The sequence below is a fragment of the Chryseobacterium gotjawalense genome, assembly GCF_030012525.1.
GTDB classification, from domain to species: Bacteria; Bacteroidota; Bacteroidia; order Flavobacteriales; family Weeksellaceae; genus Kaistella; species Kaistella gotjawalense.
The window spans coordinates 1,638,388-1,652,488 of record NZ_CP124855.1 but is presented as its reverse complement, the minus strand read 5'-3'; the positions used below and the strand labels follow the sequence as shown (position 1 = coordinate 1,652,488).

The following is a 14,101-nucleotide window of genomic DNA, read 5'->3' as shown; positions in this document are numbered from 1 at the left end:
ACTTCTATTTTGAAATCAATCTTTTGATCCTTAACATCAATTCATTGGGACTGAAAGGTTTCACGATGAAATCGGAGGCGCCTAAATCAAAAGCATTAAGAACCACTTCTTCCTGGCCCATACTCGAAAGCATGATGACCGGTGTTTTCTTTCCTGTTGATTTAATGGCGGAAAGGATTTCTATTCCTGAGGCAAAAGGCATCATAATATCTGTAATGATAAGGTCTACGTTTTTGTTTTGTATATTGTCAATGGCTTCTCTGCCATTTCGGCTTAAAATAACTTCATATCCTTCTTTGAGTAATTTATGTTCTATTGTTTTTAAAATCAATTCGTCGTCTTCGGCGATTAAAATTAACATATTTTTATTTTTTAATTTAGCAGTCCTTTCATTAAATCTAGCCCAATTGCTATTTCTATTTTTATCTCTTTCTCCAGGGAGTCATAATCTGACGGTTTTTCTATTTTATTTTCCCAGTTTGCAGAAATCTCCGCAAGTTTAAAAAGACCTGCGGTTCCGGCGGTTCCTTTCAGTTTGTGTAATGTTTTTTTAAGATCATTAATATCGTTTTCTCTTATTGCATTTTTTAATTTTTCCTGAGAAAGGGTAAGTTCCTGCAGGACCAAATGTAAGAACATTATTCGGAACTTCTCATCTTCGCCCACTTGTTCATTCAGCAGATGGAGATCGAGATGTTGATCGTGTTCTACGATTTTGTTGGGTTGTTCATTTTCATGAAGCGCAACATGTTGAACTAGTTTTTCTAAAAGGTCAGCTTGTCTTAAAGGTTTAGGTAAGAAATCAGTCATTCCGGCGGCGAGGCATTTTTCTTTTTCACCCAAAATATTTCCTGCCGTAATGCCAATTATAGAAACTTCTTTGTATTGAGGTAATAAACGGATTTGTTTTGTTGCCTCTATTCCGTCCATAACCGGCATTTGAACATCCATAAGGATAAGATCGAAGGTGTTGTTTTTGCAGGCATTCAGTGCTTGCAGACCATCGACCATTTCAGTTAAATGGGCTTGCGGAATAAGTGACTGCATCATCTTATTGTTCAAAACCATATTCACCGGATTGTCATCAACCAAAAGAACATTCAACGCATCTGGAAATAGAGACTGCTTATTTTCGCGGGAATTATTGAGTTCTTCAGTCTGCTTAAATTTATTTTTTACGGCGCGTCTCAGCGTAGTGTAAAGTTCTTCAGATTTAATAGGTTTTAACAGACAGAAAGATTTTTCATCCTGGCGGAAAGAATTTATGACTTCGTGTTCTTCTGAGGAGGTATGTAAAACAATCAGTGGGGAAAGCTCATCCTTCTTATTGAATAACTCTTTTATTTTTTCTATCGTTTCCAAACCGGAAATTAGCGGCATATGGTAATCCATTAAAATGACATCAAAACGCTCTCCTGTCATTAAGATATGAAGTGCTTCCATGCCATTGGCAGCTAATGTTGAACGGATGTTTTTGTAGGCCAGCATATGTTGCAGAATGATACGGTTGTTTTCATTATCATCTACAATCAGTATATGATCTATATTCAAATCCTCTTCTTCATCAAAGCTTTCAGTTTCATAAGGAACGGTAAGGTCGAAATAAAATATAGAACCTTTTTGTAGTTCACTGGAAAGCGATAGATGACTGTCCATATATTTTAAAATATTGTTAGAAATGGTAAGTCCTAAACCTGTACCGCCATATTTTTTACTTACGGAACTGTCTTCCTGCGTAAAAGCATCAAAAATACGGTATTGTTTTTCAGAAGGAATACCTATTCCGGTGTCCCTCACAGCGAATCGTAAAGTGATGTTTTCGTTTCCGATCTTCAGCTTCTCCACTTTCAGTTCGATTTCTCCAGAGTCTGTAAATTTAACTGCATTGCCGAGAAGGTTAATCAAGACCTGTTTAATTCGGGATTCATCCAGCCACAGCGTTTTTGGCAATCCCTGTTCTATATTCAGAAGCAATTCAATATCTTTTCTCTGGGACTGGTAAAGGATGACATTCATCACCTGACTTACCATATTATAAATATTGGATTTATCTTCCAACAGTTCCATTTTTCCCGATTCTATTTTCGAAAAATCAAGGATGTCATTGATGATATTGAGCAGACTTTCACCCGACTCATTAATATAGTTGAGGTACTGCGTTTGCATTTGATTGAGCGGAGTTTTTAATAAAAGATCTGAAAATCCAATAACTCCATTGAGCGGTGTTCGGATTTCATGACTCATATTGGATAAAAACTCAGATTTGGCTCTGCTGGCAATATCTGCCATTTTTTTCGCCTTTTTAAGATTTTTGTTTACTTTTATATAATCCGTGATATTCTTGGCTGAAACAACGATGCCCCCTATGTTGTCTTCTGAAAGATACCAAGGACTTACTTCAATATCATAATTTTGCGGTTCGTCATGACCAGCAAGTTTAATCTGTAAGTTTTCATTTTTATAGGTTTTGCCTATTAAGGCATCTAAATATATTTTGGATCTTTCTTCGGGGATATGAGGTGATATGGTATAAATATGCTTTCCGATGATTTCTAAATCATCCATGTAAAACTCTTTTTCCCACGATTTACTTACCGCGAGATAATTGAGTTTACGGTCAAACATGGCGACGGAAGCGGGAGTGTATTTTATAAAAGACTGCAGCATTGCTTCTTTTTCGGCCAGTTCAAGAAAAGTTTTCTTAGACGCATCAATATCCTGAATAATCCCAAAAACTTTGGTGCAGACGCCATTGTCGAACTCAGGTACTCCTTTTACTCTTACCCAGATCAGCACACCGTCTGTGCGTAAAAGCTGAAGTTCGTCATCGTAGGAAATTCCTTTTTGTATCGCCTCTTGCAGTAAAAAATTAAGTTTTTTATTATTTTCTCCCGTATAGAATTCTACGGCATTATCCAAAGTGGGTACGAAATCCGGTTGAACTTTATGAATCTCCTTTACGGATTGCGACCAGTAAACGGTGTTTTTTCGCAGATTTACTTCCCATCCTCCTACTTGCGCAACATCACCGGTCTGCTCAAGTATTTTATTGGCATAAATTAAATCTTTTTCTAAAGTCATTTTTTCAGTGACATTCAGGGCGGTGCTCATTATATAAGGGTTGCCCTCTTCATCGGTTTCCAGTGTATTGTGGTACATCCAGATCACTTCCTCGCCGTTTTTCTTCTGCAAAAGCATATTTCCTAAGTCTTCCTTATTCGCCGCAATTCTGGTGAGATAATCATTGAGTGATGGCCAGTTTGCCTGCGGAACGAGATCCTTTAAATTCAACCCTTTGATCTCTTTTTCGGAATAATTAAGCAATTCGCGCCCTTTTTGGTTAACATCCAATATGTTCCCCTGCAAATCGTGCATGCTCATGAGTCCGATCGCATTTTGGAAAAAATTTCTAAACCTTTTTTCAGAGTTTTCGCGTTTCAGATTCTGTTCGATCTGAGAGGTGATGTTTCGTCCAAAACAAAAAATATCAGAATCATTTTGTTTGAAGGACCATTCCACGGTTATCGTGTTTTGCAGATCAGTAACAGTGGAGGTCGTGCATAATACTTCATCTTTTCTGGGAAAAGTTCCCGCCAGGGCTTTGAGTTCGGTATTGTGATGTCCTAAAATATTTACCAAAGATTGACGGAGCGTACTTTCTTTTTTTTGATTGAAAGCTTCTTCAAAAGCAGGATTCGGGTCTTTCAGTTTAAAATCCGAATCAAGTACACAAACTAAATTATTGGTAATGTGAAAAATCTGTTGAAAGTAATCGGCCTGAACATTCTTTTTCTTGTTAATTAAAAGTTTTGTTACCGCTTCTCCCATTTTTTGAAGGGTGATGATCTGATTTTCTGAAAGTTTTTTAGGCTGGTAGTCAATCACGCAAAGCGTTCCCAGCACAAACCCTTCATCATCAATAAGTGGAATCCCCAAATAGAAGCGGATTCCTGCCTCTATAATCAGCGCATTGTGAGAAGAGCGCTCGTCCAGCAAAGTGTCATGAATGATCAGTATTTCCTTATCAGCGATTACATATTGGCACATCGTATCCTGCCGGTTTACAGAATCGAACTGCAGGCCGACGCAACTGTTTATATGCTGTGAATCTTCTGCCATAATAGCGATCAGGGAAACCGGGCAATCCGCGATAAGACTGGCTCCCTCGGCAAAAACATTCAGCTCTGGGTCTTTTTCCAAATCCAACAAATCCAAAAATTTTAATTTTTCGATACGTTCTTTTTCGTTATCGGGGATCGGATATTGCTTCATTTATTTTAAAGGGCTTGTAGTGATAGTATATTAGGAAAAACCGGAATCAAAGATAGTGTTTCGCAGGTAAATTCAAATTTTTTTTTAAACTTAAACAAACTTATTATTACACAATCATTTCTTTGAATAAATTTAATTTTTAAATATAACATTACATTTTCAGCCAACATGATCAGATGATTTAAATTATTTATGAAAAAATTTTAAAAAGATTTTAAAATAAATTCTGTCGCAAAGCGTTATCTTTACTTAAATAAATTCGAAATTATGAAAAAAATAGCTGTGGGCTTGATGATGTTGATGATGCAATATTCTTTTGCGCAAGTGACAAGAAATGTAGGGGAATTTTCATCGCTGAAAGTATATGATAAAATCAATGTGGTAATCATTCCATCGAATGAAAATAAAGTAGAAGCCGAAAGTGCAGATGTAGAAACGGTGAACAAAAATGGTGAGCTGAAAATCCGAATGGCTCCCGCCCGGATATTGCAGGGAAATCAGGTTTCCGTGAAAGTATATTATCAAACGCTCAATGATTTGCAGGCCAGTCAGGGATCTTCAATCAGTTCCACCGAAACTTTGAAATCGAGAATGTTGAGTTTAACCTCCAATGAAGGTTCAAGAATTAATTTAGGAATTGATACCGGAAAACTCAATGTGAAAATCAATTCAGGTGGAGAAATTAAAGTTTCCGGGAAAGCAGACCATCAGGATATCGTAGTGAATTCTGGCGGTAAATTTAGCGGCGAAAATGTAGAATCTCAAAGCGCAACGGTTGCCGCAAATGCCGGTGGAATTGCTGAAGTATTTGCCGGTGAATCGGTAAATGCAACCACAAGAGCTGGCGGAATCATCGATGTTTATGGTGACCCCGATGATCGGAAATTTAAAAATGTGATTGGCGGCAAAATCACCTTTAAATAGATAACTTAAAGTCATTCAGTTAAGAATGGCTTTTTTATTTGTAGAATGATGTAACAAATAAAAAAAACAACAGACTAAATAAGAAAGTATGCCTAATGAAAAATATAAACATTGGTATTCTGGCTTTTGCCGGAGTAATCGCCCTGAATTCATGTGCCTCTAAAGTTGCAAGTCCTGCAGAATCACCTGCGCCGGCGATGGAAACTGTAAAAGAAACGCCGGAAAGAGGTTTAGATTTCACCACGTTTGATAAATCTGTTCGTCCACAGGATGATTTCTATAATTTTGTGAACGGAAGTTGGATGAAAACTGCAGTAATTCCGGCAGATAAATCGACTTGGGGTTCGTTTAATAAACTGGCGGAAGACACTGATAATAATTCAATGACAATCCTTCATTCTTTGCTGAATGACAAATTTGCGCCTGGAAGTGAAGGAAAAAAAATCCAGGATTTGTACGGGACCTATATGGATCTGACCAAAAGAAATGCCGATGGAATTTCACCTGTCAAAGCCGATTTAGCAAAAATAGATGGAATTAAATCACTTTCAGATTTACAGGATTATTTAATCAAAGCGACTAAAAATGGAGAAAATCCTTTTTACTCCTGGGCAGTGTTTTCAGATTTGAAAGATTCGAAAATGAACGCGATCTATTTAGGAGATGCCAGCCTTGGACTAGGAAGGGATTATTATCAGAAGGTAAATCCCAAAAACACAGAAACGTTGGCAAAATATACAGATTACGTTTCTTCGATGTTAAACGTTTTAGGGTATAAAAACTCAGAGGCAACGGCAAAGAATATTGTTAATTTCGAGAAAAGTATCGCTCAGACTTATCTGACCAATGAGCAGATTCGCGATGCTACTTTGCAGTACAATCCGCGTACAATGCCGGAACTGTCGAAGTTGGTGAAAAATGTGAACTTGCCAAAATATTTGACAGCAGTTGGTGTAAATACGGATAAGGCCATTATCGGGGAATTAAAATATTACCAAAATTTAGACCGGTTCATCAATGCGAAAAATCTTCCTTTGATTAAAGATTATATGAAATTTCATCTTCTTTCGGGAAGCGCAAGTTATCTTTCGAAAGATTTAGATGATATGAAATTTAATTTTTACGGTAAATATTTAAGAGGTCAGGATGTTCAGAGAGCTCAGGATAAAAGAGGGTTCGAATTGATCAACAGCTCGTTGGGTGAAGCATTTGGAAAATTATATGTTGACAAATATTTCCCGGCTGAAGCAAAAGCTCAGATGGTAGAACTGATCGGTTATTTGAAAAAGAGTTTTGCTGAGCATATCACGAATTTAGATTGGATGTCTCCCGTTACCAAAGAAAAAGCTTTAAACAAGCTGAATAAATTTACCGTAAAAGTAGCTTATCCAGACAAGTGGAAAGACTATTCTAAACTGGCCATTAATTCTAAAGAAACCGGCGGCACTTTATATGGAAATCTACAGAATTTAACGTCTTGGCAATATGACAGAGAACTGGAGAAAGTTGGGAAACCGGTTGACCGTACCGAATGGGGAATGACTCCTCAGACGGTGAACGCTTACTATAACCCGGTAAACAACGAAATCGTTTTTCCGGCCGCGATTTTACAGCCGCCTTTCTTTAATCCAAATGCAGATGCAGCCATTAATTTCGGCGGAATCGGAGCGGTTATCGGTCACGAAATTACCCACGGTTTTGATGATTCCGGAGCACAGTTCGATGCGGATGGGAATTTGGTAGACTGGTGGACTCCCGAAGATAAAGCCAATTTCGAGAAAGCCACGAAAGCGCTCGCAGCGCAGTATGACAAATATGAACCTGTTAAAGGAACTTTTGTAAACGGAACTTTTACCAATGGTGAAAATATCGCAGATTTAGGTGGAGTAAATATTTCTTACGATGCCTTGCAGATGTATTTAAAAGACCACGGAAATCCAGGATTGATCAGTGGTTATTCACAGGAGCAAAGATTCTTTATGAGTTGGGCAACGGTTTGGAGAACCCTTCAAAAAGAAGCTGCGCTGATTAATCAGATCAAAACCAATGAGCATTCGCCGGGATTGTACCGGGCATTTGGTCCACTCGTAAACACCGATGCTTTCTACAAAGCATTTAATGTGAAAGAAGGAGATCAACTTTACAAAAAGCCAGAAGAGAGAGTGATAATCTGGTAATACATTAGGAAATTACTTTCGAAAAATCACTTCAATTATTTGGAGTGATTTTTTTTTAGAGCGTAACCCTTGCCAGTCCAGCGCTAATACCGGTCGAAGCACTGTTAATGCTTCCAGGCGCTCGGGTTGGGCTTTCCGCTGTATCTTTTTTGCCAAGGACTAACCAGCAGCAAAAAACGATGCCGCTTCAATCTCTTGCACAATAACAAATTGAGTGATTATAGCACTTGTAAACAATAAATAATCATTATCTTTGAAATAATCTTAATAATAATCAATAAAGTCTTATGAAAAGAATTACCATCGCTGCGCTCGCTTTTACGGGAGTTGTTTTACTAAATTCATGTACAACTGCGAAAGTTGCAACTACAGAAACAGAAACGACAGTAACTACTGCTGAAAAGCCCGCACCGACCAAAGATGAGGGAATCAATCTTGCCTATATGGACACCTCGGTTCGTCCGCAGGATAATTTCTTTAATTATGTCAATGGGAACTGGATGAAAACTGCCGAAATCCCTTCTGATAAAACAAGCTGGGGAAGTTTCAACGCTTTGAGAGAAGATGTTGACAATGCTTCTTTAGGAATTTTAGATAAAATATTAGCCGACAAATTTGCAGCGGGTTCCGAAGGTCAGAAAATCCAAAATCTGTACGGAACATTTATGGACTGGAACAAGCGAAATGCTGACGGAATTAATCCTGTTAAAGGTGATTTGCAAAAGATTGATCAAATCAAAACTGTTGCACAGTTACAAAGCTATTTAACAGAAGCAACCAAAACCGGAGATAATCCTTTCTACGCCTGGCGGGTAAGTCCGGATATGAAAAACTCCGTGATGAATGCTGTTTACTTTGGTGGCGCATCATTAGGTTTAGGCCGTGACTATTATCAAAAAGACAACGAAGCGAATAGCAAAACGTTGGCGGAATATAAAAATTACCTTGCGCAGTTGTTTACCATTATTGGTCAGAAAAACGCAGATCAAACGGCACAGAACGTTGTGAATTTCGAAAAGAAACTGGCGAAAGATCTTTTGACCAACGAGCAGAACCGCGATGCGAATCTTCGGTACAATCCGAAAACATTGCCTGAGCTTTCAAAATTGGTTAAGAATGTTAACTTGCCAAAATACCTGTCCGATGCCGGGGTGAAAACTGACAAAGTAATCGTAAGCGAGTTGAAATATTACCAGGATATGGATAGCTGGATGACCGATAAAAACCTTCCGCTGATCAAAGAATATATGAAAGCCAGATTGATTGCTGGTAACGCAGGTAATCTTGACAAGCAATTGGATGATTTGAATTTTAATTTCTTTTCTAAATATCTCCAGGGCCAGCAAGAGCAAAGAGCCATGAACAAAAGAGGTTTAGGCGTTATTAATGGAGTCTTGGGCGAAGCTTTTGGTAAATTGTATGTGGACCAATACTTCCCGGCTGAAGCGAAACAGCAGATGGAAACCTATATCGGTTATTTGAAAAAATCATTCCAGCAGCATATTGCAGAAAATGATTGGATGTCGCCCGAAACGAAAGTTAAAGCACAGGAAAAATTATCAAAATTCTCTGTGAAAATCGCTTATCCCGATACCTGGAAAGATTATTCTAAACTGCAATTGACCGGACCGGCCGAAGGTGGAACGTATTATAAAAACTTACAGAATATCACCGAATGGTCTTATGCAAAGAATTTAGCTAAAGTTGGAAAGCCAGTTGACAAAACCGAATGGGGAATGTCGCCGCAAACCGTGAACGCTTATTACAGTGGTTCTAACAACGAAATCGTGTTTCCAGCAGCTATTCTTCAGCCTCCTTTCTTTAACTTCAAAGCAGATCCTGCGGTTAACTTCGGTGGAATTGGGGCGGTAATCGGTCACGAGATTGGTCACGGTTTCGATGATTCCGGTTCAAGATTTGACGGTGATGGAAATTTGAATAATTGGTGGACAGATGCTGACCGTAAAAACTTCGATGCAAAAGTGGGACAACTTGCTGCGCAATACGATAAATACGAACCGGTGAAAGGAAGTTTCGTTAACGGTAAATTTACCAGCGGCGAAAATATCGGTGATCTGGGTGGAGTAGCAGTTGCTTATACGGCGCTTCAAATGTATTTGAAAGATCATGGAAATCCGGGATTAATCAGTGGATTTACACAGGATCAAAGATTCTTTATGAGTTGGGCAACGGTTTGGAGAACAAAGTCTACAGAGCAATATATGGTGAATCAGGTGAAAACCGATCCGCACTCGCCAGGTTATTTCCGTGCGTTTGCGCCTTTGGTGAATCAGGATTCATTCTACAAAGCGTTCGACATCACACCGGCTGATGAATTGTATAAAGCACCAAATGACAGAATAAAGATCTGGTAAAATAGGATACCAGACACATTTTGAACCCTTTCAGCCTTTAAAAGGATGAAAGGGTTTTTTAATTAAAAATAATATCTTCATGATTTTTGCTAAAACGTCAGTGTTATAGCAATGTGGAGTCCTTATTTTTTATATTATGTAACATTTTGAGGAATTTAATTACCAATTATATAATGAAGTAAAGGTTAAGTCTTACTTGGTTATTAATTCTGAAACATTTTAATAAATTAGAAATGATCAACAATATAATTGAAATTAGAAATTTGAATTTTGGCTTCGATAAAAATAAACCGATATTAAAAGATGTCAATTTAATGGTACCGAAAGGATCGATCTATGGTTTTCTGGGTTCCAACGGTGCTGGAAAATCCACAACGATGCGATTGATAATGGGACTTTTTAATGATGATGCAAATTCTGTAAAAGTATTTGATACGTTAGTTTCAAATTTGTATCCGGAAGGTTTTAATAAAATTGGTTCACTCATCGATTATCCCGCTTTTTACGATCATCTTTCCGGCTATGATAATTTAAAGATCGTATGTATTTTGAGGAACTTGAACATTAGTAGAATAGATGAAATTTTAGAGCTGGTCGGACTAACAGAGGCGGGAAATATAAAAATGAGAAAATATTCTCTGGGCATGAAACAACGATTAGCAATTGGTTTGGCTTTAATCAGCGATCCTGAACTGCTGGTTTTAGATGAGCCCGTAAATGGATTGGATCCGAATGGAATGAAGGAAGTTCGGGAACTACTGATTAAATTAAATCAGGAATATGGCGTCACAGTTTTTATTTCAAGTCACTTGCTTTTAGAAATCGAAAAAATGGTAACACACATTGGTATCATTTCAAATGGTGAGATAAAATTTCAAGGCAGTAAAGAGGATCTTAATGAACTCTACCGATTTCAGAAGACAAAATTCAGCTTGAAAAATGCCAAAAACTTTGAAGCGCTTTTAGCAGAAAATTATCAGGTAGAATTTAAAAATGAGACGGATTGTGAAATCGTAACCAATTCACCCAAGCAGATCTCTGAGATCAATAAAATTTTAGTAGATCATGGCGCAGAGATTCATCAAATCTCTCCTGCAGGAGGTTTAGAAGAATGGTTCATGGAAATTTCAAAACAAAATTAGAAAGATGAAGAAAAGATCTACTTTAGCAATGGCTTTCAAAGCAGAATTACTTAAAACCAAGGGTTTAGGATTAGTCACAATTGCAATTGTTTTTGCGCTGTTTCTTCCTGCATTATTTTTCACTATTGGTGTTTTTAGTGAAAATTCACGCCTTTACGATGGTTTGTTAACTAAGGTCGTCACCAAGGACATTAAGGAATCCATTGGGCAATTTGGCGGTTTCTTTATGCTGTTATTTATCATTATTGCGGCAACCAGAATTACCCAGAGCGATCATAAAAATAACGGCTGGACCTTCCTGGAAACACAGCCAGTTTCAAAATTAAATATCTATAGCGCTAAATTTTTAGTCCTCACGCTATTAAGTTCTATCATGTTTGTGGTTTATTTTTTATCATCCACATTATTTTCAAATCTTACCCTATTTATTTTCCCGCAGAAAGAGCTGCAGATGGGCGTAGATTTTTATTGGCAGTTTCAGACATTTTCGAGAGTTTTCCTTTTAAGTCTTTGTGTCATTTCTTTCCAGTTAATGCTTTCGACTATCATAACTGGTTTTATCTGGCCTTTTGCTATTGGATTTTTGGGATTTGTTATCAATATTGTGGCATTTGTTCGACAGGAAACGTATGATTTTATTCCTTACAATGCTGTACAAACGGGTTTAAAATTTAAAGATTCTTTTCAGCTTAATCATTTTTTTAACTATACGGAATATCTGAGTTTATTTTGGACATTATTGTTTTTCATTATCGGATATTTTTGGTACAGTCGAAGAGGATTTAAAAATGCTTTTCTGAATAGCAGCAAAGCGAAAGTTTCTACAGTAATCGGAATAATCGTCTTTGTGAGTATGTATTTTTTCATAACAAAGCCTATTCATCCACAAAAATTTAAAGATCATTCTATGATCAGTGGTTCAATCCAATCTCCAAAACCGATTAAAAGTGTTACCATAACTTCTCAAGAATTCGGCGATAAAATTGTTCAGATCCCAGTGATAAACGGTGAGTTTACCTGGAATACTAAAGAAGAAATTCCCTTCGCTCAATATGCTATCAGCTATGAAGGTAAATCTTATCCCTTCGTATTTTCTAAAGGCGACAATTTACACTTCGATATAAAAATGGATGATAAACAATCAGTTGTTGTAGTGAAGGGCACGAGAAAAGCCGAAGATCTATTCAGCAAAAACGAAAAGTATAATTCTTCTTTTTACGATTATATTGTAGCGGATAAATTGTATAGCGATAATCCATCATTGTTTTATAAGGAAGCGCAGGAACAATGGAAGAATGAATTAAAGGATTTAAAAGATTTTAGAACAGCCGAGAATATATATCTTGGAAGTGATTTTAAGGAATACCAACTACAGAAAAAAGCGACAAAAATGCTATCTGCTTTTTATGATTATCAAAAAATAACCTCCTTTACCGATAAAAAGTTTGCCCCTGAACCGTCCTTCATCACCGAATTAGAAAATATTATTCGGAAACCTAGTCCTTTACTATATGGGACCGATACTTATAATTCCTGGAAATTGAAACAATTATTGCCAAAAGAAGGAAGTGTAAATCCGGACAGTATCGTATTTGTTAAATTAGCAGCAATGGTTTCAGGTATTGCGAAAGATCAACTTTTAAGTACCCAGATCATTAAAATGATAAAGATGGAGAATGATGAAGTTAAGAGGAATTTAATATTTCAGGAAAATATTGGTGGTATTAAAAATCTCAAGTTTAAAAATTTTGTAGCGAAAAATTTAGAAATTGTCAACAATCAACAAAAAGGAAAAGCGTTTCCAGCTTTGGCGTTCGAAGACACCGACGGAAAGAAAGTTAATATGTCTCAATTCAAAGGAAAATTTGTCGTCATTGATTTCTGGGCAACCTGGTGTGCACCCTGTAAAGAAACTTCTCCCGTTTTTGCCTATCAAGCCAAAAAAAATAAATATAATAATAACCTAGTTTTTCTGGCCGTAAGTTTAGACCAGGACCAAAATAAATGGAAACTGGACTTGAAGAACACACGGTCTAATGTGAAACAATGGTGGCTTTCTGATGCAAAAGCTTTACAACAGCTTGGTGTAGAAGGTATTCCTAGATTTATGATGTTGGATTCTGACGGTAAAATTTTCAATGCAAATATGCCGCGTCCCAATGAAACCAATTTCGTGGATATTATAGAAAAAGTCTCCCGTAATTCCACCAACCAAATGGTTCAGATCTATTAAATATTTATAATTAACATCAAAATTTAGTTTTGTTATTGAATTTGAAGTGCTTTCACCCTATTCAGGTAAAAGGATTTTTATTTTTAATCCGTAATTTTAAAGAACATAAAACAAATTCAAATGAAACTGAATATCGAAAAAAACATCCTCATTAAAAATACAGAAACCCGTGATTTTTTAGCCGACGCCTATTACCCAGAAGATGCTGAGAAATTACCGCTCGTTATTTTTGCGCACGGTTACAAAGGTTATAAAGATTGGGGCGCCTGGGATTTGATGGCGAAGAAATTCGCAGAGTCCGGATTTTTCTTTGTTAAATTTAATTTTTCGCACAACGGAACAACAATAGATCGACCCAAAGATTTTGCGGATTTAGAAGCTTTTGGACATAATAATTTTTCTAAAGAAATGTCGGACTATGATGAGGTTTTGAATCACTTTTATAACCATCCGAAAATTGATAATGAAAAAATTTGCGTCATCGGTCACAGTCGTGGTGGCGGAATTACCGTTATTAAAGCATTTGAAGATGAACGAATTAAGTTACTTATTTCTTTGGCTGGCGTAAGTAATTTTAAATACCGGTTCCCGACGAAAGAACGTTTTGAAGACTGGAAAAGAGAGGGCGTGATGTACTCCGAAAACAAGAGAACACATCAGCAAATGCCGCACTATTTTCAGTTTTTTGAGGATTTTGAGAAAAATGAAAGAAGATTTGATATTCAATATGCTGCGCAACATTTAGCAAAACCTTTCCTTATTATTAAAGGAACCAATGATGAGGCTGTGAAAGATAAAGAGGCATTTCTATTAAATGAATGGTGTAAAACCTCAGAACTTATTCTGCTGGAAAATGCTAACCACACCTTCGGAGCCAAAGAACCCTGGACAGAAAATAAGCTCCCGGAAGATTTAGAAAAAGCATGCTCAAAAATGATTCAATTTATCAGGAACCATTTTTAAAGTTTCAATGTAAAT

General features: G+C 37.0%; 8 protein-coding genes. 6 read left to right on the top strand and 2 right to left on the bottom strand.

Features of this window, described 5'->3' with window-relative positions; genetic code table 11:
• Positions 1–4: 4 nt before the first annotated feature.
• The gene (locus QGN23_RS07540; RefSeq protein ID WP_282903739.1) at positions 5–361 is read right to left on the bottom strand and encodes a response regulator transcription factor; all 357 of its coding nucleotides are present in this window, start codon (positions 359–361) and stop codon (positions 5–7) included.
• Positions 362–372: 11 nt separating this feature from the next.
• Positions 373–4,272: a response regulator gene (locus QGN23_RS07535; protein WP_282903738.1), complete on the bottom strand. Its 3,900-nt coding sequence runs from the start codon at positions 4,270–4,272 to the stop codon at positions 373–375.
• Positions 4,273–4,539: 267 nt separating this feature from the next.
• Between QGN23_RS07535 and QGN23_RS07530 the strand changes: the two genes are divergently transcribed.
• The 6 genes from QGN23_RS07530 to QGN23_RS07505 all read left to right on the top strand — a co-directional run bounded on the left by QGN23_RS07530 (position 4,540) and on the right by QGN23_RS07505 (position 14,086).
• Positions 4,540–5,196 (top strand): head GIN domain-containing protein, encoded by a 657-nt coding sequence (locus QGN23_RS07530; RefSeq protein ID WP_282903737.1) that lies wholly within the window; start codon positions 4,540–4,542, stop codon positions 5,194–5,196.
• A 95-nt stretch (positions 5,197–5,291) separates the two neighbouring features.
• Positions 5,292–7,373: a M13 family metallopeptidase gene (locus QGN23_RS07525; protein WP_282903736.1), complete on the top strand. Its 2,082-nt coding sequence runs from the start codon at positions 5,292–5,294 to the stop codon at positions 7,371–7,373.
• 287 nt (positions 7,374–7,660) lie between these two features.
• Entirely contained in the window at positions 7,661–9,748 is a 2,088-nt protein-coding gene (locus QGN23_RS07520) for a M13 family metallopeptidase (protein WP_282903735.1), read from the top strand.
• A 233-nt stretch (positions 9,749–9,981) separates the two neighbouring features.
• Positions 9,982–10,890 carry an ABC transporter ATP-binding protein gene (locus QGN23_RS07515; protein WP_282903734.1) on the top strand — a complete coding sequence of 303 codons (909 nt, stop codon included), beginning with the start codon at positions 9,982–9,984 and terminating at the stop codon, positions 10,888–10,890.
• Between the two features lie 4 nt (positions 10,891–10,894).
• A complete protein-coding gene (locus QGN23_RS07510; RefSeq protein WP_282903733.1) occupies positions 10,895–13,123 on the top strand; it encodes a thioredoxin-like domain-containing protein in 2,229 nt (742 codons plus the stop codon).
• 120 nt (positions 13,124–13,243) lie between these two features.
• The gene (locus tag QGN23_RS07505) at positions 13,244–14,086 is read left to right on the top strand and encodes an alpha/beta hydrolase family protein (RefSeq protein WP_282903732.1); all 843 of its coding nucleotides are present in this window, start codon (positions 13,244–13,246) and stop codon (positions 14,084–14,086) included.
• The last annotated feature ends 15 nt before the right edge of the window (positions 14,087–14,101 follow it).

Bases quoted from the DNA above. Each gene is read 5' to 3' on its own strand.
- QGN23_RS07540 (WP_282903739.1), bottom strand. From the start codon at position 361: ATGTTAATTTTAATCGCCGAAGACGACGAATTGATTTTAAAAACAATA.
- QGN23_RS07535 (WP_282903738.1), bottom strand. From the start codon at position 4,272: ATGAAGCAATATCCGATCCCCGATAACGAAAAAGAACGTATCGAAAAA.
- QGN23_RS07530 (WP_282903737.1), top strand. From the start codon at position 4,540: ATGAAAAAAATAGCTGTGGGCTTGATGATGTTGATGATGCAATATTCT.
- QGN23_RS07525 (WP_282903736.1), top strand. From the start codon at position 5,292: ATGAAAAATATAAACATTGGTATTCTGGCTTTTGCCGGAGTAATCGCC.
- QGN23_RS07520 (WP_282903735.1), top strand. From the start codon at position 7,661: ATGAAAAGAATTACCATCGCTGCGCTCGCTTTTACGGGAGTTGTTTTA.
- QGN23_RS07515 (WP_282903734.1), top strand. From the start codon at position 9,982: ATGATCAACAATATAATTGAAATTAGAAATTTGAATTTTGGCTTCGAT.
- QGN23_RS07510 (WP_282903733.1), top strand. From the start codon at position 10,895: ATGAAGAAAAGATCTACTTTAGCAATGGCTTTCAAAGCAGAATTACTT.
- QGN23_RS07505 (WP_282903732.1), top strand. From the start codon at position 13,244: ATGAAACTGAATATCGAAAAAAACATCCTCATTAAAAATACAGAAACC.